Source organism: Flexivirga sp. B27 (genome assembly GCF_052905685.1).
Map to the genome: position 1 here is coordinate 273,093 of NZ_JBPYUM010000003.1, position 18,962 is coordinate 292,054.

Here is an 18,962-nt window from a genome sequence, read left to right on the forward strand (position 1 = left end):
AATCACAGGGCGCGCGTCCGATATTTCCCGTTGGCCGACGACGCCCGCTGACCCCAGGGAGACTCATGATTATCGAGACAGTTGTTGCGCCCGAGCTTGCCGAGCCCAACGGGCACTTCGCGCACGGTGCTGCCGTGAGCGTGCCCGCCGCGAGTCGGCTGGTCTTCCTCTCCGGCATGACCGCGCGCAATGCAGAGGGTGGCGTCACCGGGATTGGCGACATCACCGCCCAGGCCCATCAGGTGTGCCGCAACCTGAAGGCGACAGTGGAGGCTGCGGGCGGAACACTTGCGGACATCGCGCGGCTGGATGTCTACGTGCGGGACATGGCGGACTTCGACGCTATCCACGAGGTTCGCCGGCAGTACTTCACCGAGCACGCGCCGGCGTCCACGATGGTTGAAGTCTCTCGCTTCGTGAAGCCGGAGTACCTCATCGAGATCAATGCCATCGCGGCGATCGGTGGCGGGCGATGAAACTCGCCGCCGTGCGCCAGGGTGACGCGACAACGATCGGGGTCGTCACGGACAATCTGCACGGTGTGCGCGTGCTGTCGCAGTCGCTCGGCACGGTTGACGATCTCGTGCGTGGTGCAGTGGCCACGACGGACCTTGCCCACGCGGCACGCGATGTCGATCCGGTGCCCATCGCAGACGTGGATCTCGCGTCTCCGTTGCAGCGATTCAACCGCGACATCCTCTGCACCGGATGGAACTACTTGGACCATTTCTACGAGTCGATGGGTAAGCGCGAGGGTCAGGATCCGGACTCCTTGCCGACGCACCCGACCTTCTTCACCAAGGGTCCGGACACAGTCATCGGTCCGCACGACCCGATCGCTTACGACGAATCCGTCTCGCAGAAGTGGGACTACGAAGCCGAGATCGCGATCGTCATCGGCGCCGGCGGCCGGTCGATCCGGCAGGAGGATGCCTGGGACCACGTCTTCGCCTTCCTTCTCGCCAATGACGTCTCCCAGCGCGATCTGCAACGGGCACATGGCGGGCAGTGGCTGAAGGGGAAGAGCATCGACTGCACCATGCCCTTGGGGCCTTGGCTGACGACAGTCGATGAAGTCTCCGACGTTGAGGCACTCGCAATCGAGTGCCAGCTCAATGGCGAAGTCATGCAGCGGGCAACTATCGGCGAGATGGCGTTCCCGATCTCCCGTCTAATCAGCGAACTCAGCTTCGGGATGACGCTGCGCGCCGGCGACGTCATACTGACCGGCACGCCCAGCGGCATCGGGAACGCTCGCGAGCCTGCCGTCTTCCTCGGTGTGGACGACGTGATCGTCACCCGCGGAGGGGTCCTGGGCGAAATGCGCAATCCGGTGGTGCGCACCGCGCTGGCTTGATCCGGTGTCCCGTCGACTCGACTGGCTCAGTCCGCGGGGTGGACGTCCTCATCCGAGGGTGTCGACCGGGCCGCGTAGATGCTCTCGATCAGCGCAAGCGATGCCTGCAGGTGCTCGATGGTCCGGCTGCGTGCTGCGTCGCCGTCACCGTCGATAACCGCAGCGAGCATCGCTTCGTGCTCCTTCGCCCGCTGCGTCGACATGTCGGGACGGCGCATCGACTCCAGTCGATAGCGCTCCGCGTTGCGCCAGGGCGGCATGATCGATCGCAGCAGCCATGGGTTCCCGGCCGCCTCATAGATGGTGAAGTGGAAGAGTTCGTGAGCATCCCGAGCCGACTGCAGGCTGCCCGAGTCGAGGTGGTGGGCTCGCACCTCGAGCGCCTCCTGCGCTGTCTTCGCGGCCTCTGCCGTGAAGTGGCGAGCCGCTAGGAAGGCTGCCTCGCCCTCCAGCAGAAAGCGTGCCTCGTAGGTCGCTCGGACATCGTCCAGCGAAAGCTCTCGCACGAACGCGCCTCGGTGCGCCTCCACCTCGACCAAGCCGAGATGTTCGAGTCGCCGCAGCGCCTCGCGAACCGGCATCATGCTGAGTCCGAACTGTTCAGCCAACTCTGCCAGCCGAAGGTGTGAGCCCGGCGCTACCGTCCCGTCGACGATGCCGTTGAACAGCGCCGTCGTCGCGGCATCGGCTGCCGTCGTATGCGTGACGGGTCCGAGGTGCGAAGCGGTCACAGCAGGTCCTCAAGAATTGATCAAATCTGAATTTTTGCAGCTTAGCCTGCGCTGCAGAGCGTGGTTGAGGCAACTTGCGGGCGGAAGCCGTGGCGCTCAGGAGCGCTGCAAGGTGTCGCGGAGCTCGTCCACGACATCCGCCAGCCGGGCAAGCTCCTCGATGTGGTCGGCCGACAGCGCATTGAGCCGCTTGCGGCCTTCTTCGGTCAGCGCCAGCCGCACGACACGGTGATCGGTGCCGTCGCGCTGCCGGTCGATGAGGCCGAGCTCCTGGGTGCGGTTGGCCAGCTCGACAGCGGTGTTGTGTCGCACGAGCAGGTAGTCGGCGACCTCGCCGATCGTCGGTCCGTCGTAGTCGCTGTGCCCCCGGATGGCGAGCATCAACTGGTGCTGGCTGGCGGTCAGTCCCATGGCGGAAGCCTGCTCGGCACTCCAGTGCTCGAACTGGCGCAGCCGGGTGCGCAACCGCAGCAGCCGCGTGTAGTCGGCGTCGGTGACGCGTGGGCGAGTGGTCACGTAGCGGACCCTATCTTTCGTCGGTTGCGGCAAACCCTACTATTGTGTCGCTGCACGACATAGTCGTGTCACGACATAAATGTGAGCCACGCCACGACGACAACGGAAAGACCCCCTTGAAGCTGAACGAACGCAGGTCATGAGCACGACCCAGCCCATCGCACCCAATGACGTCCCACGCGACGTCCACCACCTCGGGGACTTCCGCGCCACTCCCCGGCTGGTGATCATCGCCGCGCTGGCGGTGCCCGTCGGCGCCGTCGCGGCAGTGGTCGCCTGGGCATTGCTGCGACTGATCGGACTGATCACCAACGCGGTCTTCTACCAGCGCATCGACACCGAACTGGTCGCACCCGGCGGCGGTCACGACCAGTGGTGGCTCGTGCTGACGGCACCCATCGTCGGCGGCCTGGTCATCGGGCTGATGGCGCGCTACGGCTCGGAGAAGATCCGCGGTCACGGCATGCCGGAGGCGATCGAGGCGATTCTGCTGGGCGGCAGCAAGGTGCAGCCGCGCGTCGCCATACTCAAGCCGGTCTCGTCCGCGATCGCGATCGGCACCGGTGGCCCGTTCGGCGCCGAGGGCCCGATCATCATGACCGGCGGTGCCGTCGGCTCCCTCTTCGCGCAGTTCCTGCGGCTGACCGCTGACGAGCGCAAGACGCTGCTCGTCGCGGGCGCGGCAGCGGGTATGGCGGCGACCTTCAACACGCCCTTCGCGGCGGTCATGCTCGCCGTCGAGTTGCTGCTCTTCGAATGGCGACCACGCAGCTACGTGCCCGTCGCGACTGCGGTGTGTGTCGCGACCGTCATACGCCACCCGATGCTGGGCGACGGCGTGCTCTTCCCCGTGCACGGCGCGCTGCACATCACTCCGGTCGCCGAATTGCTGTGTGTCGTCACGGGACTCGTCGCCGGGCTGCTGGCCATCGTCGCGACGATCCTGGTGTATGCCGCCGAGGACGGCTTCCGCAAGCTGCCCGTGCACTGGATGTGGTGGCCGGCGATCGGCGGCGTGATCATCGGCATCGGCGGGATGATCGTGCCGGAGTCGCTCGGTGTCGGATACAACATCATCGAGGCCGAGCTCGACGGCAGCATCGGCATGGACCTGGTCGTCGGCATCCTGATCGTCAAGACGCTGATCTGGTCGCTCTCGCTCGGGTCCGGCACGTCCGGTGGTGTCCTTGCGCCGATGTTCATGATCGGCGGCGCGCTCGGTGCGCTGGAGGCCAACATCTTCCCCGAGGTCGGCCCCGGCTTCTGGGCCCTGGTCGCGCTCGCGGGTGTGCTCGGAGGAGTGATGCGCTCGCCGTTCACCGGCGTCATCTTCGCCATGGAGCTCACCGGGCGATTCGACGCGATCCTGCCGCTGATCATCGGCGCCTCAACGGCTTTCGCGCTTTCGACGCTGTTGCTGAAGCGGTCGGTCCTCACCGAGAAGATCGCCCGTCGCGGCTACCACCTGACCCGGGAGTATGACGTCGACCCGCTCGAGATCTACTTCGTCGGCGAGGTGATGTCCCGCGATGTCCTCAGTTATGAGAGCGACCTGACCGCTGCGGAAGCGCTGGAGGTCATCTCCGGCACCGAGCCGGACAAGGTGGAGACGCGTCGGCAGATGCTCTATCCGGTCGTGGAGGACGGGGACAAGATCGTCGGTGTCGTCACTCGCACGCAGTTGGAGACCGCGGTGCACGAGCAGGGTGGTGACACCTCGCTGCGAGAGCTGTGCATCACTGCACCGATCGTCACGCACTCCGACCAGACACTGCGCGAGACGGCAAATGCCATGGCCGCCAACGCTGTTGACAAGATGCCGGTCGTGGACCGCGATGACTCCACACGACTGGTCGGCCTGGTGTCACTGACCATGCTGCTGGAAGGCCGGGTGCGCGACGTGCGGGAGGCGCGCGAGTCCGAGCGGGTGCTGCGGCTGCGCGTCGCCCGTCCGGGTTGGTTCGGACGGTCCTGACCCCGCCCAACTCATCGCGAATGACGGCTCTCTCGCCGACTGACGGTCTGATTCGGGCGTCAGTCGCCGAAGAAGCCGTCATTCGCGACGGGGGTCTTCGGTGACGGGAGGTCCTCGGTGTCAGGCCTGGATCAGCCCGGTCCGGATCGCGTAGCGGGTCAGCTCGACCCGGTCCCGCAAGCCGAGCTTGGCCAGCAGGTTCGCGCGGTGCCGCTCGACGGTCTTCGGGCTGATCACCAGCAGGTCGGCGATCTCCCGACTGGACCTGCCCTCCGCCACCAGCTTGAGGATCTCCTCCTCGCGCGGTGTGATGCGTGACTCGGTCGGGGTGTCCCCACGGGCGACCTGGTCCAGGTAGTTGCGGATGAGGGCGTTGACCGCGCCGTGGTAGAGGAACGGGCGGCCGCGCAGCGCCGCCCGGCAACCGTCGATCAGGTCGCGGTCGGCCACCGACTTCAGCACGTAACCGGCCGCACCGACCTTGAGCGCCTCGAAGAAGAACTCCTCGTTGTCGTGCATCGTGAGGATGAGGATCGGCATGTTCGGGCGATCGCGAGAGAGCTCCCGGGCTGCCTGCAAGCCGGTCATCCGCGGCATCGAGATGTCGAGAATCGCCAGGTCCGGCTGGTGCGTGCGTGCCTGCTCGAGCGCTTCGGCACCGTCGCCGGCCTCGGCGACAACGGTCAGGTCGGGCTCGCCGTCGATGATCAGCCGCACGCCGCGGCGTACGAGTGCGTGGTCGTCGGCCAGCAGGACGGTCGCCGGGGTCTGGGCGTTGAACGTCATACGGACTTCCTGTCGGGTGAGGTGACCGGGATCTTCAGGTGGACGTCGGTGCCCCGCCCGCTGTGGGACGTGCCGACGGACAGCTGTGCGCCGATGAGCAGGGCGCGCTCGCGCATCCCCTGCACGCCGGAGCCTTCGGCGGCGGCCGCCATACCGACCCCGTCGTCCTGGGCGCGCAACTCGACCCGCGACATGCCGTGGGTGAGGGACACTCGCGCCTGGTTGGCCCCGGAATGCCGGACGATGTTGGTCAGTGCTTCCTGGGCGACGCGGTAGATCACCAGCTCGGTCTCGGCGTCCAGCTCGGGCAGGTCGGACGTGCAGGTGTAGTCGATCCGGACGCCGCTGCGCTTCGCCGTGTCACTGGTGAGCACTTTCAGGGCGACCGGGAGCCCCAGCTCGGTCAGCACACCCGGCCGCAGCCGGTGGGCGATGCGGCGGATCTCGTCCAGGCTGCCGCGCGTGGTTTCCTGCACCTCGCGCAGCTGATCTCGCACCGATGCCGGTGCACCGTCGGCGACCCGCTTGAGGTCCAGCAGCACCGCCGTCAGCGTCTGGCCGACCTCGTCGTGCAGCTCCTGCGCGATGCGGCGTCGCTCGGCCTCCTGCGCCGACAGGGCACGAGCTGCGCTGCGTCCGCGCTCGGTCTCGAGCCGATCGATCATGGTGTTGAAGGTGCTGATCACCTCCCCGACGTCGCCCCCGCCGGCCTCGACCGGGCGTGGCACGGGTTGGAGCAGGTCGACCGAGGTCATCGAGCGGCTCAGCCGTCGCAGTGGTGCCAGGCCGATGCGGAAGAGGATGCCGTTCAGCGCCAGCAGCAGGACCAGGCCGAGGACCGCGACGACCACCTCGGTGAAGACCGGCTGGGTCGACACGCTCACCGGCCCGAAGACCACGCTGAATGTCGCGGCGACCAGGACCGCGGCGTTGAGCAGATAGATCCGCCAGAACAACGACATCGTGATCCTCCTGTCACAACCTCGCGATCGGCCGCCGCTGCTTGCAGCGAGCCTGACATGCGCGCCTGCCGCGCGTCCACGCGGCGGCAGGTGACTACATGGTGCACGCCGCAGAGATGGGTGCCGCCCCGGATGGTTCTGCGCGCGGTTCGACGGCATCGTGAGAGGTGCACACGGCATACGGATGAAGCCGTGCGGACGAGCCGATCCCGAAACAGCGAGGAGCATCCCGGCAGGGCAGGAGCGTGGGGACGATGACACGACGCAAGTTGCTGATCTGGCTGCTGGCCGCCGGTGTCCTCCTGGCCGTCATCGGTATGGCGCTCGGCCACACCTGGATCATCGCGACCGGCCTGGCCGCTGCCGGCCTGGCGGCGGTGGAGCCCCGGCGTCGATGGCATCCCGTGGACGACCCCGGTGGTGGGTCGTCCCCTGCAGATATGGGTGTCAGCACGGATACCGCCGACGAGCTTCCCGGGACAGACTGGGCACGGATCGACAGCAGCCACAATCGACGAGCAAAGGCCTCCATCATGGCGAAGGCAACGGTGACCGAAGAGGCAACCGGTGCCGTCGGGCTGCTGAAGCCACTGAGTCGCAGAACGGGATCGAGACATATGCAGGCTGGTGACATCGCCGCCCACGTGCCGACGGTGACCGTGGACGACGAGGTGATCCGGGCGGTGCGGATGATGGCCGTCAGCCGGATCCCGGGGCTGATCGTCGTCGATGACGCGGCGCGTCCGGTGACGGTGATCCCGGGCAGCCAGGTGTTGCGCCTGATGGTGCCGGACTCCTATCGGGACGACCCGGCGCTGGTCCGCACCGTGGACGAGTCGCATGCCGATCGTTTCTGGTCCGCGGTCGGCAGGCGCGCGATCGCCGATTGCCTGCCGGTGCCGATCCGGCCGCCGGTGGAGGTGCGGCGGGATGCGACTTTGCTCGAAGTGGCGGCGCTGATGGCACGACTGCGGAGTCCGGTCATCGCGGTCGTCGAGGACGACGGCACGCTCTATGGCGCGATCACCCTGGAACGCCTCATCACCAGCCTCGCCGTATCGGCCGGCGACGATCCGACCCCACCGCCGGAGCACAGCCCCTAGACGACGCCCCCCTGACCACCGCTCGGGTGAAGGAGACCGCCACGTGAACTGTCCGCCAGGTCCCGAGAGGTGCAGCCGGTGACGGCCGCGCTGGCCCTGACGATCTTCCTGATCGCGTTCTTCTTCATCGCAACGGAGAAGGCCGACAAGGTCGCGGTGGTGCTCATCGGATCAGGGGCCATGGCGGTCCTCCGGCTGATCCCGGGCAGCGAGGTCTTCTTCTCCGAGCACTCCGGCATCGACTGGAACGTCATCTTCCTGCTGCTCGGGATGATGATCATCGTCGGGATCATCAAGCAGACCGGACTGTTCGACTTCCTCGCCATCTGGGCGGCGAAGAAGTCAGGGGGGCGTCCCTATCGGCTGATGGTGATGCTGATGAGCATCACTGCGGTCGCGTCGCCGTTCCTCGACAACGTCACGACGATCATGTTGGTCGCCCCGGTCACCGTGGTGGTCTGTGATCGGCTGGCGGTCTCGGCACGGCCGTATCTGATCGCCGAGGTCCTCGCTTCGAACATCGGTGGTGCGGCGACCCTGATCGGCGATCCGCCGAACATCATCATCGGCAGCCGTGCCGGCCTGACGTTCACCGATTTTCTGGTGCACATGGCCCCGCCGGTGGTGGTGATCTTCGCGATCTTCGTGCTCGGCACCCGGGTGCTCTTCCGGTCGGAGTTCCGCTATCACCCGGAGCGGGTGGCCGAGGTGATGGCGCTGAACGAACGGCGTGCGATCACCGATCCGGCGATGCTCCGCCGCGCGCTTATCGTCTTCGTCGGTGTGGTTGCCGGCTTCAGCCTGCACGGGGCGTTGCAGCTCGACCCCGCGATCGTCGCGTTGCTCGGCGCAGGGGTCATGCTGCTGGTGACCCGGGTCGACCCGCAGGATGCAGTCGGCGAGGTCGAGTGGCCGACGCTGATCTTCTTCATGGGTCTGTTCGTCATGGTCGCCGGACTGACTCACACCGGAGTCATCGACACGTTCGGCGGCTGGGTCGCGGACGCCGTCGGCGACAACTTCTACGCCGCGGCCACCGCGTTGTTGTTCGGGTCCGCCATCCTCGGCGCCTTCTTCGACAACATCCCGTATGTCGCAACGATGGCCCCGGTCGTCGAGGAGCTCGCCGCTGATGCGCCCGACGCGCAGACCGGGCAGTCCCTGTGGTGGGCTTTCGCGCTGGGCGCCGACTTCGGCGGCAACGGGACCGCGGTCGCCGCAAGTGCCAACGTGGTCGCCATCGGCCTCGCCGCCCGCAACGGTCACCGGATCAGCTTCTGGCAGTTCACCCGCTACGGCATCGTGGTCACGGCTGTGACGACGACACTGGCGTGGGTCTACGTCTCACTGCGCTACTTCGCGTTCGCCTGACGCATGCGGAACCCACGCCGAATGACGGCTCTCTCGTCGGCTGACGGTCTGATTCGGGCGTCAGCCGGCGAAGAAGCCGTCACTCGCGATGGGGGTCAGATGACCTCCGGCTCGGAGTCGTCGGCGCTGCGCATCGGCTTGTCCGCGGCGTGCCACGCCTTCATGCCGCCGGTCACGTTGACCGCCTCGTATCCGTTGTCGTTGAGCCACTTGGTCGCTCGTGACGAGCGACCGCCTCCGCGGCATACAACGGGGACGGGTCCGTCGGTCGACGGCAGCTCCGCGAGTCGGTCCTGGAGCTCTTCGAAGGGGATATGGACGGCGGTCGGCGCGTGTCCGGCGTCCCACTCGTCCTGCCGGCGTACGTCGAGAATGACTGCGTCGTCGGCGAGTTCGGTCGGCTGAGTGCTGTTGTTGCTCATGTGCTGATCCTGCCAAGTGGGGGTGCAACGTCGTCGGCGGGGCATCGTGTCACGATGGCCCCATGGTTGCTGACTCGGGCATTTCGACGATGAACACCGGCGAACTCGTCGGCTACTTCGGCGCTTTCGCAATCTTCCTGATCGCTTCGATCCTGCTCATCGTGTTCGGCATCCGCCGGCTGATGAAGCGATCGGCGATGGAGCGGCAGCGCCAATACGGCGATCAGGCGACACCGTATGCCGCTCGCGGGCAGAGTCACCCGCCGGCATACGGCCAGCCGCCTTATGGTCAGTCGCCCTACGGGTCGCCGGGCGGTTATCCGATGCAGCAGCCGGATCCCTACGCAGCGCAGGCTGTTTCCGGCAAGGCAACGACGAAGAAGCCGCCGAACATGGGGCTCAGCATCCTGATGATCGTCATCGGCGGCGTGTTGCTGCTCGCCTCGCTCAGCGCGGTGGCTCAAGGAGCCTCCGGCACCGCCTGATCAGCTTCGGGGAGCGGCCGCTTCCCGAAGTGCCGGGCGGCCTTCGGTCGGGTCACGACCGAGGAAGGTCAGCAGCCGGTCACCGGCAGTGGCGCCGCCCGGTGCAGTGAGCTGCGGGGCGAAGAACTGCCCTCGCAACTCATCGGTCAGGGCGGGTGCCACGAACGCGTGCACATCGGCGGCCAGGTCCTCGGGTATGCCGACGCGCGGATCGAGATCCCACGAGTGCGTGGTGAATTCGACCGCAACGTCGCCCGCGGCGCGTTGTGCGTGCGTGGAGTCCGAAGCGATGGCGGCCTGCACCCGGCGGATCGCGTCCCGGGTGTCCTGCACCGGGTCGGCAAGCGGTGTCAGCTGTTCCGGCAGCTCGCGTCGGCCGGTGCGGACGAAGTCGGCGAGTGCGTCGGCGGTGCCGGTGAGATGCGCCAGCACATCGTTGACTTTCCAATCGGGGCACGGGGATTGACGAGTCAGGTCGGTGTCGTCGAGGGAGTCCAGCACCTCGCTCAGGTGGCGGATGGCTCGTGCCGCGAGCTCGTGCTCGACGGTCGCGGTGGTCATGACTGCTCCGCCGACATCAGCGACCACACCTCGACCGGCAGCGGATCGCCGGTCTCCAGCAGGGACTTCAGGCTGGCCAGCACTGCGGGCCAGCCGCGGGAGACGCCGCCGTACATCCCGACCGTCGGAAGATCCTCGTGCGTCACGGTCAGCCGCACGAGTTCGTCGCCCGGCTCGAGGTCGAAGGTCACGGTGGAGGGGCGGGGGAGGCGGTCGCCGGCCGGGTCCTCGAAGGTGATCACCAGCCGCTGCGGGGGAGTGGCCTCGAGCACCTTGCCGTCGATCTCGGTCTCGGTGCCGTCGATGGTCCGGTGCTCCCAGGTCGAGCCGGGTTGCCAGTCGGACACGTTGCGGTGGTTCCAGTAGGCCGCGGTCAGGTCGGCGTCGGTGAGCGCTTGCCACACCTGGTCGACGGATGCGCGGATGTAGGTGACATAGACGTAGGTGGGGACCGTTGTGGTTGTTGCGCTTTCGCTCATGGCGAGATCCTCTGCGTGGTGGCGTATGGCGCCGAGCGCATCGAGACGCGGTCGGTCGAAGGTGGAGATCCAGCGATCCTGGAGTTGATGGATCGGTGCTGGGTTGAGGTAGTGCAGGCGCTCGCGGCCGCGGCGCACCACGGTCACGAGCCCGGCCTGCACGAGCAGGTCGAGGTGTTGGGTCGCCGACTGTCGTGTCATGCCGGTGTCGGCGGACAGCTCACCCAGCGTCTGCCCGTCGGAGCGCCGCAGTCGGTCCAGCAGGCTCCGGCGGGTGGGGTCGGCCAGTGCCTTGAAGACTCGGTCCCGCTCGGCATCGGTCATGGATCAAATATGCAGGTAACTACCTGCATATGTCAACGGGTCTCGCGTCACTGCTCCGGAGTGGAGGACCGCGAGCCGGCGATCCGCGGCGCGTCGAGCAGTCTCCGGTGCGAGCGCAGCGGCTCGAAGCCGACCATCAGCAATGCCGCCGCGACCGGGAGGAGGACAAGCGACGCAGCGATGCAGCAGAAGCCGAGGACCACGAGAACCCAATGGGGCCAGGAGAATTGACCACGGACTGCGGCGACCGCGAGAAGTGCGAAGATGCCGAAGAGGAACGCAGGCGGGCCGAGCAGTGTCACCACGTCCGGGGCAGGGAAGTCGGTGTCAACGGCCGGGAAGATGTCGCCCAGGATCACCCAGATGAACGCTGCGGCGCCGGCCAGGCCGACGACGTCCGCGGTGTCGGCGACGATGCTCTTGTCGAGTCCGCGCCAGAGCAACACGTCGAGCACTGCGATTCCGAAGATCGCCGCCAGGAAGCACAGGTGGCCGGCCACCCACAGGGGTCCGGACTCGTCGGTCCCGCCGAGACGGTCGACGAACCGCAAGACGCCGTACGCCAGGAGAGCGACCGGCACCCAGAGGGCCGGCACACGAGCGGATCTGCTGACGGGAGAACGGGTCTGATTCATCAGTCCAGCGTTCGCCCGGAGGACCCCGGCGACCATCGGGGACGACCCGGAAGGTGTCCCTGATCAACCCCGGGAGCTCCCCGGGTCGATTGCTGCCCGTTGCGTCGACCCGGCGCCGGCGACCCAATTGTTGGCGACGGCATGTGCCTCTGCTACCTGCTGGAAGTGTCGCGCCGGAGCCGCCCGGTCGACGGTCGCAAGCGCGAGCATGGTTGTGACTGCGATGGTTTCAGCTAATGGCTGCCACTTGATACCCGGTGGCAGACGCTGCGCGGACGAGCGGCCCACGAGCGCGACGGCGGCGCCGTCGACGATGAACTCGTGCCGGAAGTCGAAGGCGATGTCCCGTTCGACCAGGTCTGGGTGCAGGCCGCGATCGGTGAAGAGCCCGACGATGAAGTCGTAGTGTGCCGGATTCGCGGTGCGCGGGTGCACGACCACGGGATGGGCTGTGACGGTCATCAGGTCGAGCGGGTCTCGGCCGGCGAGCGGGTGTCCGTCGGCGACGAGCACGCCCAGCGGATCGCGCCGAATCGGTTGCAGGTGAACGCCATCCAACGGTGCGGGCTCCCGGGCGACACCGGCGTCCGCGCGGCCGTCGCGCACCGCGATGAGGACCTTCGGTGTCGGCAGGATCTCGGTGGAGACCGTGATCCGAGGGTGTGATGCATGTAGTGCGTGGACGAGCTGCGGTGCGGTGTCGTGCGCCGCACTCAGCGGGTAGGCGAGACGCAGCGATCCTTCCTCCGCGCGGCCGGCCAGACGAGCCGCATCCCACGCGCGCTCCAGTGTCGTGATGGCCGCAGCACCCTCGTCGGCGAGTGCACGCCCCGCCTCGGTCAGCGAAACAGATCGCGTATCCCGTTGCAGGAGAGTGACACCCAGCTGCGACTCGAGCTGGCGGATCTGAGCGCTCAGGGTGGGCTGCGTGATGTGCAGCTGCTTCGCGGCACGCGTGAAGTTCAACTCCGAGGCAACAGCCAGGAAGTAGCGCAGTAGCCGCGTCTCGGGCTCCATCCTGGAGACGTTACGCCGGATGTGACGGCCGGCGCAGTCTCATATTCACCGCGGTTCCCCCACCGGCTTCACTGCTGGCCGGCCATAGCCTGCAGCTCTGAGTCCATCGGCAATGCGACTTTCCCTCGAGGCTCTGGTGCGCCATACGTTGTTGTCGTGGAAGGGGATTCGCGCGATCTGGTCTGCGACACGCTCGTTCGGGGTGAAGCGGTGGTCGTGGCCAACCCAGCACCGATGGCGTATGGCGTGGTGGCGACCACCGCACGCGCCGTGAACACGGTCAAGGGCCGGCCGGTCGACCAGAACGTTGCGGTGTCCCTCCACGACCGATCGTTGTGGCGTGAGCTGGCGCCGAGTCTCAACCTCCCGCCCGCCGTGCTCGGGCCGGTGGTCTCGTTGTTGCGCAGGCGGTTCGGTCTCCTGCTGCCGCTCGGCGAGGTGTCCGCACCGGCCTGGACAGCGCCGGCGACACGCGACGGCAAGGTCGCGGTGTTCAACGGCTATTGGGAGGCGCTTGGGTGGTTGTGGCAGCACTTCCCGCGTCTCTACGGCAGCAGCGCGAACCGCACCGGTCGCGCACCCGCGACCAGCGTGCCGGAAGCGCGCGGGATATTCGGCGGCGGTTGTGCCGTTGCTGCTCCGGAGACGTCGGAGGCCCCGGTCGAACGATGGTCGAGCACGATGATCGACATCGATTGTGTCGGCCGGATCTCGTTGCATCGCAGCGGTGCTCAGGATCGTTCGAGCGCTCTCACGGCGCCGGAATTCATCAAGTACATCGCCAGGTCGGTCGGGCTCCGACCGTCGCCGAGAGGAACGACATCATGACCGAACTCACGACTCCTGCGCCTGCGATCGCCGATCGAGCGACCTTCGAGCGAGAACTCGACGCGTTGCGCCGACGCGAGAAGGCCCACACACGAGAGGGCGATGCGATCGCCGCGGCGCGACGGCGCCTGCCGATGGTCGAGGTCGACGCCGAGCTGTCCCTGATCGGTCCGGACGGGCCGACGACCCTGCGGGACTGCTTCGACAGGCGCCGCCTGCTGCTTGCCTATTACTTCATGTGGAACCCGAACCGTCCCGCCCGCGAGCAGTGCGAGGGCTGCACCTACTACACCGGTCAGCTGCGGGAGTTGTCGGCGTTGCACTCGCGCGACATCACCTTCGCGGTCCTCTGCCAGGGGCGCAACGTCGCCGTCGGTCCCGCCGACGCCCAGCAGTCGTATGAGGCGAGCCTCGCGTATCGGGACTTCATGGGCTGGGACCTTCCGTGGTACTCCGCGCAACCCTCGCTCGACAAGTTGCTGGTCGGGCGCGAACTCGGCCTGTTCCACCTCGTGTGCTACCTGCGCGATGGCGACCGCGTCTTCGAGACGTACTGGACCCTGCGTCGGGGCGTCGAGGTCCTGGACAACAGCTATGCGCTGATGGACCTCACGCCGTACGGGCGGCAGGAGGACTGGGAGGACTCACCCAGCGGGTGGCCCCAGGACCGGAGCAACGCGCGGACCGAAGCCGGTGCACCCGACTGGCCGCCGGTCGTCGACTGGCCGGGTGGGCGCCCGATATCGCAGTGGCCGCGCATCGACGCGGGGCGGTCCGACGATTTGGGCCCATCGGACCTGGCAGGGTCGGACCCCGCAGCGCACTCGTGTCACTGACCTGGTCTCGACCGAACCGTCCCGCAACGGCCGATCGTGCCCGCCCGGTCAGCCGGTGAGCAGCGCGGCGAAGCGCCGCGCCAGCAGCGCGGCGGTCTGCCGCACCGACGCGTCTGCGGCAGCGAGCTCATCGACTCCGCGGGCGACCCGGTCGCGCTCCTCGGCGTCGTCGCTGTGGAAGTCGGCGGCCCAGCCGGCATACGTTGCCGGCTCCGCCTCCGGGTGGAACTGCACGCCCCACGCTCGCCGCCCAGCCCGGAACGCCTGGTGCGGGTAGGTGCTCCCGGTCGCCAGCAGCACCGCGCCATCGGGAAGAGTGTCGATGACGTCGCCGTGCATCGAGGTGACGAGGAAGTCCGGCCCGATTTCCTTGAACAGCAGGTCGTTGGCGGCGTCAGCGGTTGCGGTGACCGGGACCAGACCGGCTTCCGTCCCGTGCAGACCCTTGGTGACGCTGCCGCCGAGGGCCTTCGCGAGCAGTTGCCCGCCGAGGCAAATGCCGAGCAGGGGAGCGGAGCGCTCCACGGCACCACGCATCAGCGCGCGGACGTCCGCCAGCCACGGGTATACCGCGTCGTCGTTCGCGCTCATCTCGCCACCGAGGACGATCAACCCATCTGCTGCGAGTTCGGCGGGGACGGGGTCGCCGGCATAGGGCCGCACGGTCTGTATGGCGACGCCGTGCTCGTCGAGCCAACCGTCGAACCTGCCCAGGGGGTCGACGTCGTCCGGTTGGACGACCAGCACGGTCGGTGTCGCCACGCCGGTCAGCGCTCGTCCTGCTTCAGGGCGGTGTCGACGGTGAGGGCAGCAGCGATCGCCAACGACCGCAACGGGTCGGTCAGCTCCGGGCGGATGTGCACGACGTAGTTGTCGGCCGTGGTGAACATCGTGGTCAGCAGGCCCTCCCAGGTCTTGGTGATCCGGCCGACCTCGACGCCGTTGCCGTCCAACAGCGCGAAGTTCCAGGCGCGCCAGTTCTCGGCATTGAGCGTGCCGACGTCCTGGCCACCCACCTGCAGGCCGAAGCGGATCTTGCCGAAGACGTTCTGCTGCACGAGCCGACCGATCTCCCCGCCGCCGGGTTGCTCGACCACGATGGTCGACTTGAAGACCTTCCCGGGGCGGGTCAGCAACAGCAGCGGCCTGCCCTGGGTGTCCCGGATCTCCAGCCGGTGGGTCAGGAACTGATCGACGTTGGACAGGAAGCGCAACGCCTTCCTGGCGTTGCTCTGCCCGACCTCGACGACCGCACCGATCTCGGCGCCGTCCTGGCCGTAGACCAGGTATTCGTTGGTCAACTCGATGAGCTTGCGCTTCTGGCTGACGACCAGCGTGTGCTCGGTGAAGACGTTGCGGTCGGCGCCCGCCACCGAGTGACCCACCGGGCCGTTGACCGCCCCGCCGAAGCTCCGGTCGCCATACCCCTGCGTCCACTGCGCGTGCTCACCGCGTGCGGACTGCGGCCCGCCCCGTTGCTGCGGATAGTTGCTCTGCTGACCTTGGGGGCCGCCGCTCTGCTGCTCTTGTGGGTAACCACCCTGCGGGTAGGTCGAGCCTTGCTGCTGTTGCTGCGGGGGTTGTTGCTGCGGGGCCGGCATCGGCTGGTAGTGCTCGGTCCACTGCTGGCCGTCCCACCAGCGCAACTGGTTGGAGCCGGCCGGGTCGTTGTACCAAGCAGCGGGCGGGTTCGACGTCATGAGCACATCCTGTCATTCGGGTGAAGAGTTGCGTGGCCCGTCGGCAGGAGTCGGACCGCGGATCCGATGCGGCCCGGCACTCGTGGGTTCCCCGGGGGTCAGGCTTCCGCGAGCGTTTCGACCGCGAGCTTGCCCAGGGCGTTCGCTGCCAGCGGGCTGTCGCCGGTGAGCAACAGACGGTCACGGTGGACCGCCCCGCTCATGTCGTCGTTGACCACGGTCATGCCGTGCTCGCGCAGTCGCTCTGCGAGCAGCCAGGTCATCCGGCCGGGCAGGTAGCCGATGTCGACGTTCGCGCCACTGTCGAGCGCATCCGGGAAGGCGCAGGCGGCATACCCGGCGAACAACGACGTGCCGTCGGGAGCCTTCGCGGCGAGCAATGCAGCCGGCCCGTGGCACAGCGTGATGACCGGTCGGTTGTTGTCCAGTGCCCAGGCGAGAGCAGCTCCGATGTCCGGGTCGTCGGCCATGTTGATCATGGCGCCGTGTCCGCCGGGGACGAAGACCGCGGCATAGTCGGAGTCCGGCCCGAGCTCCTCCGCGATGACGTCGGAGAGCTTCCGCGGGTGCTGGAACTTCGATAGCAGCCGCTGATAGATGTCGACGACGTTCGCGTCCTCGGCCGGGAAGGCCCACAGCTCGAACTTCATCAGGTTGCCCGAGGCGGTGGCGACGTCGATCTCGTAGCCGGCCTGCTCGAGGTGCAGGGCCGGCAACAGGGTCTCGACCGGGTGGTTGCCGGTGGAGAAGAAGCGGCCGCCCTCCACCTCCAGGTAGCGCTCGTCGGCTCCGATCAGCAGCACCTTCCGCCGGGCGGACCGGGTTTTCGCGTGGTCGGCGCCGTCGTAGTCGGTGCGCGGCGGAACGTACTGCTCCAACGAGTAGGGGGAGGGGAAGAAGGCGTTGTGCTCGGCGTGGTCGGGAGTCGGCTCGCGGGAGGTCACAGAAGGGTCCTTTCGTCGTCGGCTCGGCGCCGTGGTCTGCTCGGGTGTCGTCCGCAGGCCCGGTGCCGGGGTGGAACGCGCTGCCTCGCGGGTGCGCGTGACCTGCCATCTCTGTCGTGCCATTGTCGACGACGCCGGCGCCGGAGAACAGGCCCGATCGTTCCGGGCCGCCGACGTCCGATGGCCGTCGAGCGGTCGATGCTGTGGCCAAGCTAGTGCAGGTTCTGCAACCACTCGTTGTACGCGCGAAGTTGCGCATCGTTGCTGCGACTCTCGGAACGGTCGTACCGCCGCGCCGCGTGCCTGCTGCTTGCCGCCCAGGCGACGGCGAGTGCGAGCACCAGCGCAAGGTTGGGCAGCTCGGTGAATCCCCAGGCAATGCCGCCGCCAACCTGCTGATCGTGCACGGGGGAAATGCGCCAGGCGGATGGCGGGTGGGCGAAGCTGCGCGTGAGCAGCGTCGTCATACCCATGACCACGACACCGAAGAACGCGTGGAAGGGCACCGGCAAGAACGCCTCCAGCAGCCGAAGCGTCGGCGGTTGCCGGTGTGGGGACGGATCCAAGGCGAGGATCGGCCAGAAGAGCAGATATCCGGTGACGACGAAGTGCACGAGCATGACGTCGTGGCCGATCCAATTGCCCATCAGCCAGTCGAAGCCCGGTGTGAAGTACATCCCGTAGAGCGTCAGTATGAACAGCGGGATGGTGAACGCCGGCGCGGTGACGAACGCCAGGGCATGACTGTTCAGCAAACGCACCAGGTAGTGGTGTGTCCGCGACCGCGCAGGGATTGCCCGCAGCGCGAGTGTCGTGGGCCGACCCAGCAACAGCGGGATCGGCGTCACCATGCTGAGCGTCATGTGCTGCACCATGTGCACGCTGAACAGCTCCATGCCGTAGCCGTTGATCCCCGTTGCGACCATCAGCAGGAACGACGTTATCCCGCACGCGAAGAAGATCGTGCGGCCGACCGGCCACCCGTCGCCACGGCGCTCCAGTCGTATGACGCCCCAGCCGTAGAGCACTCCCGCGGCGACGGCCAGCATGACCAGGACCGGGATCGGCTGGAGATGCCACGTCAGCATCCGTCCGATCGACGGCGGCCGCGTCGGCATCCACATCGGGCCGGTCATGTGGAAGCCGTGCGAGCCCGTGCCGTTCATGACCGCAGCGACCGCAGCACCGTCTCGGCCTGCTTCTGTGTCCAGGCAGTGCTTTTCGGGTGCGCGAGGTCCTTCCGGCCGTCGTCACTCATGAATTTCAGCAGCGTCGTCGGCATGCTGCGCCGCGTCGCCTCCGGTGTGCCCTCCAGCACGAACCGCTCGTGTCCGGAGGGGTCGATGAAGAAGACCTCGTCGGAGTGCTGCACGTCGTAGGTCAACGCCGCGCCGGTGCGCCAGTTGTGTGGCTTCGGGCCCGGATCGTCGGCGACCCTCTTGCGCCATACACCGAAGTAGTCCCAGAGCGCGTTGACGTTCTCGGTGCTGCCCGTCCAGGCCTGCCAGTCCGCAGGCGGATCGGTGAACAGTCGCCGGTATGCCGCAAGCTGTGCCGTCGTGTCCCGGCGCGGGTCGACGGTCAGCGAGACGAAGACCGGTGGTTTCCCTGACTTCGGATGAGCTTCGGCGCGTGCGGTCTGCACCACGGTGGCGGTGTCGATCGGGCAGGTCTCCTGGCACAGCGTCATCACGTCGGAGAGCACCACGGTGCGGCCTGCGAGCTGCGCAAGACTCACCTGCCGGCCGGCGGTGTCGGTGAACGTGAGATGTCGAATGCGCTTCGGGATCGCCGAATTCATCGGAGTGCCAAGATGATCCAGCGATGCGTGGCTCGACGCGCTCGAGTTGGGGCTGCTGGTTGATGCGGTGGACGAGCATCCCGCGAGCCCCAACACGACGACAGCTCCGATCAATGCCATGTGCAATCG

The 18,962-nt window shown here is 67.4% G+C and carries 22 protein-coding genes; 8 read left to right on the plus strand and 14 right to left on the minus strand.

Features of this window, described 5'->3' with window-relative positions; all coding sequences use genetic code 11:
* Positions 1 to 134 precede the first annotated feature (134 nt).
* Together ACSZL9_RS13575 and ACSZL9_RS13580 are read left to right on the plus strand one after the other, a co-directional pair.
* Positions 135 to 476 (plus strand): RidA family protein, encoded by a 342-nt coding sequence (locus tag ACSZL9_RS13575; protein WP_446666037.1) that lies wholly within the window; start codon positions 135 to 137, stop codon positions 474 to 476.
* Complete coding sequence (locus ACSZL9_RS13580; RefSeq protein ID WP_446666038.1) at positions 473 to 1,357, plus strand: fumarylacetoacetate hydrolase family protein; 885 nt, start codon at positions 473 to 475, stop codon at positions 1,355 to 1,357. Before ACSZL9_RS13575 ends, ACSZL9_RS13580 begins: the two co-directional genes overlap by 4 nt.
* 26 nt (positions 1,358 to 1,383) lie before the next feature.
* Here the strand turns inward: ACSZL9_RS13580 and ACSZL9_RS13585 are convergent, their stop codons facing one another.
* Both ACSZL9_RS13585 and ACSZL9_RS13590 read right to left on the minus strand, forming a co-directional pair.
* The gene (locus ACSZL9_RS13585) at positions 1,384 to 2,088 is read right to left on the minus strand and encodes a GntR family transcriptional regulator (protein ID WP_446666039.1); all 705 of its coding nucleotides are present in this window, start codon (positions 2,086 to 2,088) and stop codon (positions 1,384 to 1,386) included.
* 96 nt (positions 2,089 to 2,184) lie between these two features.
* A complete protein-coding gene (locus ACSZL9_RS13590) occupies positions 2,185 to 2,604 on the minus strand; it encodes a MarR family winged helix-turn-helix transcriptional regulator (protein WP_446666040.1) in 420 nt (139 codons plus the stop codon).
* 139 nt (positions 2,605 to 2,743) lie between these two features.
* On the opposite strand from ACSZL9_RS13590, the gene ACSZL9_RS13595 reads away from it, so the two are divergent.
* A complete protein-coding gene (locus ACSZL9_RS13595; protein ID WP_446666041.1) occupies positions 2,744 to 4,579 on the plus strand; it encodes a chloride channel protein in 1,836 nt (611 codons plus the stop codon).
* Positions 4,580 to 4,699: 120 nt separating this feature from the next.
* On the opposite strand, the gene ACSZL9_RS13600 is transcribed toward ACSZL9_RS13595, so the two are convergent.
* Both ACSZL9_RS13600 and ACSZL9_RS13605 read right to left on the minus strand, forming a co-directional pair.
* Positions 4,700 to 5,365 carry a response regulator gene (locus tag ACSZL9_RS13600; RefSeq protein ID WP_446666042.1) on the minus strand — a complete coding sequence of 222 codons (666 nt, stop codon included), beginning with the start codon at positions 5,363 to 5,365 and terminating at the stop codon, positions 4,700 to 4,702.
* Complete coding sequence (locus tag ACSZL9_RS13605) at positions 5,362 to 6,327, minus strand: HAMP domain-containing sensor histidine kinase (protein WP_446666043.1); 966 nt, start codon at positions 6,325 to 6,327, stop codon at positions 5,362 to 5,364. Before ACSZL9_RS13605 ends, ACSZL9_RS13600 begins: the two co-directional genes overlap by 4 nt.
* Positions 6,328 to 6,581: 254 nt before the next feature.
* On the opposite strand from ACSZL9_RS13605, the gene ACSZL9_RS13610 reads away from it, so the two are divergent.
* A complete protein-coding gene (locus ACSZL9_RS13610; RefSeq protein WP_446666044.1) occupies positions 6,582 to 7,430 on the plus strand; it encodes a CBS domain-containing protein in 849 nt (282 codons plus the stop codon).
* 78 nt (positions 7,431 to 7,508) lie between these two features.
* On the plus strand, positions 7,509 to 8,801 hold the full coding sequence (locus ACSZL9_RS13615) for an SLC13 family permease (protein WP_446666045.1): 1,293 nt from the start codon (positions 7,509 to 7,511) through the stop codon (positions 8,799 to 8,801).
* A gap of 95 nt (positions 8,802 to 8,896) precedes the next feature.
* On the opposite strand, the gene ACSZL9_RS13620 is transcribed toward ACSZL9_RS13615, so the two are convergent.
* Complete coding sequence (locus ACSZL9_RS13620) at positions 8,897 to 9,223, minus strand: rhodanese-like domain-containing protein (RefSeq protein WP_446666046.1); 327 nt, start codon at positions 9,221 to 9,223, stop codon at positions 8,897 to 8,899.
* A gap of 62 nt (positions 9,224 to 9,285) precedes the next feature.
* Here ACSZL9_RS13620 and ACSZL9_RS13625 point away from each other — a divergent pair, with 62 nt between their 5' ends.
* The gene (locus tag ACSZL9_RS13625) at positions 9,286 to 9,708 is read left to right on the plus strand and encodes a resistance to Congo red protein (protein WP_446666047.1); all 423 of its coding nucleotides are present in this window, start codon (positions 9,286 to 9,288) and stop codon (positions 9,706 to 9,708) included.
* Here ACSZL9_RS13625 and ACSZL9_RS13630 read toward each other — a convergent pair whose 3' ends face one another.
* From ACSZL9_RS13630 to ACSZL9_RS13645, 4 genes are all read right to left on the minus strand, one after another.
* Positions 9,709 to 10,269 carry a maleylpyruvate isomerase family mycothiol-dependent enzyme gene (locus tag ACSZL9_RS13630; RefSeq protein WP_446666048.1) on the minus strand — a complete coding sequence of 187 codons (561 nt, stop codon included), beginning with the start codon at positions 10,267 to 10,269 and terminating at the stop codon, positions 9,709 to 9,711.
* Positions 10,266 to 11,072: an ArsR/SmtB family transcription factor gene (locus ACSZL9_RS13635; RefSeq protein WP_446666049.1), complete on the minus strand. Its 807-nt coding sequence runs from the start codon at positions 11,070 to 11,072 to the stop codon at positions 10,266 to 10,268. Before ACSZL9_RS13635 ends, ACSZL9_RS13630 begins: the two co-directional genes overlap by 4 nt.
* A gap of 47 nt (positions 11,073 to 11,119) precedes the next feature.
* Entirely contained in the window at positions 11,120 to 11,707 is a 588-nt protein-coding gene (locus ACSZL9_RS13640) for a hypothetical protein (protein ID WP_446666050.1), read from the minus strand.
* A gap of 63 nt (positions 11,708 to 11,770) precedes the next feature.
* On the minus strand, positions 11,771 to 12,724 hold the full coding sequence (locus ACSZL9_RS13645) for a LysR family transcriptional regulator (RefSeq protein ID WP_446666051.1): 954 nt from the start codon (positions 12,722 to 12,724) through the stop codon (positions 11,771 to 11,773).
* A gap of 156 nt (positions 12,725 to 12,880) precedes the next feature.
* On the opposite strand from ACSZL9_RS13645, the gene ACSZL9_RS13650 reads away from it, so the two are divergent.
* Both ACSZL9_RS13650 and ACSZL9_RS13655 read left to right on the plus strand, forming a co-directional pair.
* The gene (locus ACSZL9_RS13650; RefSeq protein WP_446666052.1) at positions 12,881 to 13,552 is read left to right on the plus strand and encodes a hypothetical protein; all 672 of its coding nucleotides are present in this window, start codon (positions 12,881 to 12,883) and stop codon (positions 13,550 to 13,552) included.
* Entirely contained in the window at positions 13,549 to 14,388 is an 840-nt protein-coding gene (locus ACSZL9_RS13655) for a DUF899 family protein (RefSeq protein WP_446666053.1), read from the plus strand. Before ACSZL9_RS13650 ends, ACSZL9_RS13655 begins: the two co-directional genes overlap by 4 nt.
* A 48-nt stretch (positions 14,389 to 14,436) precedes the next feature.
* On the opposite strand, the gene ACSZL9_RS13660 is transcribed toward ACSZL9_RS13655, so the two are convergent.
* The 5 genes from ACSZL9_RS13660 to ACSZL9_RS13680 form a co-directional block, all read right to left on the minus strand.
* Positions 14,437 to 15,150: a type 1 glutamine amidotransferase gene (locus tag ACSZL9_RS13660; protein ID WP_446666054.1), complete on the minus strand. Its 714-nt coding sequence runs from the start codon at positions 15,148 to 15,150 to the stop codon at positions 14,437 to 14,439.
* Between the two features lie 5 nt (positions 15,151 to 15,155).
* Positions 15,156 to 16,088: a phospholipid scramblase-related protein gene (locus tag ACSZL9_RS13665; RefSeq protein ID WP_446666055.1), complete on the minus strand. Its 933-nt coding sequence runs from the start codon at positions 16,086 to 16,088 to the stop codon at positions 15,156 to 15,158.
* Between the two features lie 98 nt (positions 16,089 to 16,186).
* Positions 16,187 to 17,032, minus strand: a complete 846-nt coding sequence (gene hchA, locus ACSZL9_RS13670; protein ID WP_446666056.1) for a glyoxalase III HchA — start codon at positions 17,030 to 17,032, stop codon at positions 16,187 to 16,189.
* A 212-nt stretch (positions 17,033 to 17,244) separates the two neighbouring features.
* Positions 17,245 to 18,198, minus strand: a complete 954-nt coding sequence (locus ACSZL9_RS13675; RefSeq protein WP_446666057.1) for a cytochrome c oxidase assembly protein — start codon at positions 18,196 to 18,198, stop codon at positions 17,245 to 17,247.
* Positions 18,195 to 18,953: an SCO family protein gene (locus ACSZL9_RS13680; RefSeq protein WP_446666058.1), complete on the minus strand. Its 759-nt coding sequence runs from the start codon at positions 18,951 to 18,953 to the stop codon at positions 18,195 to 18,197. Before ACSZL9_RS13680 ends, ACSZL9_RS13675 begins: the two co-directional genes overlap by 4 nt.
* Between the last annotated feature and the right edge of the window lie 9 nt (positions 18,954 to 18,962).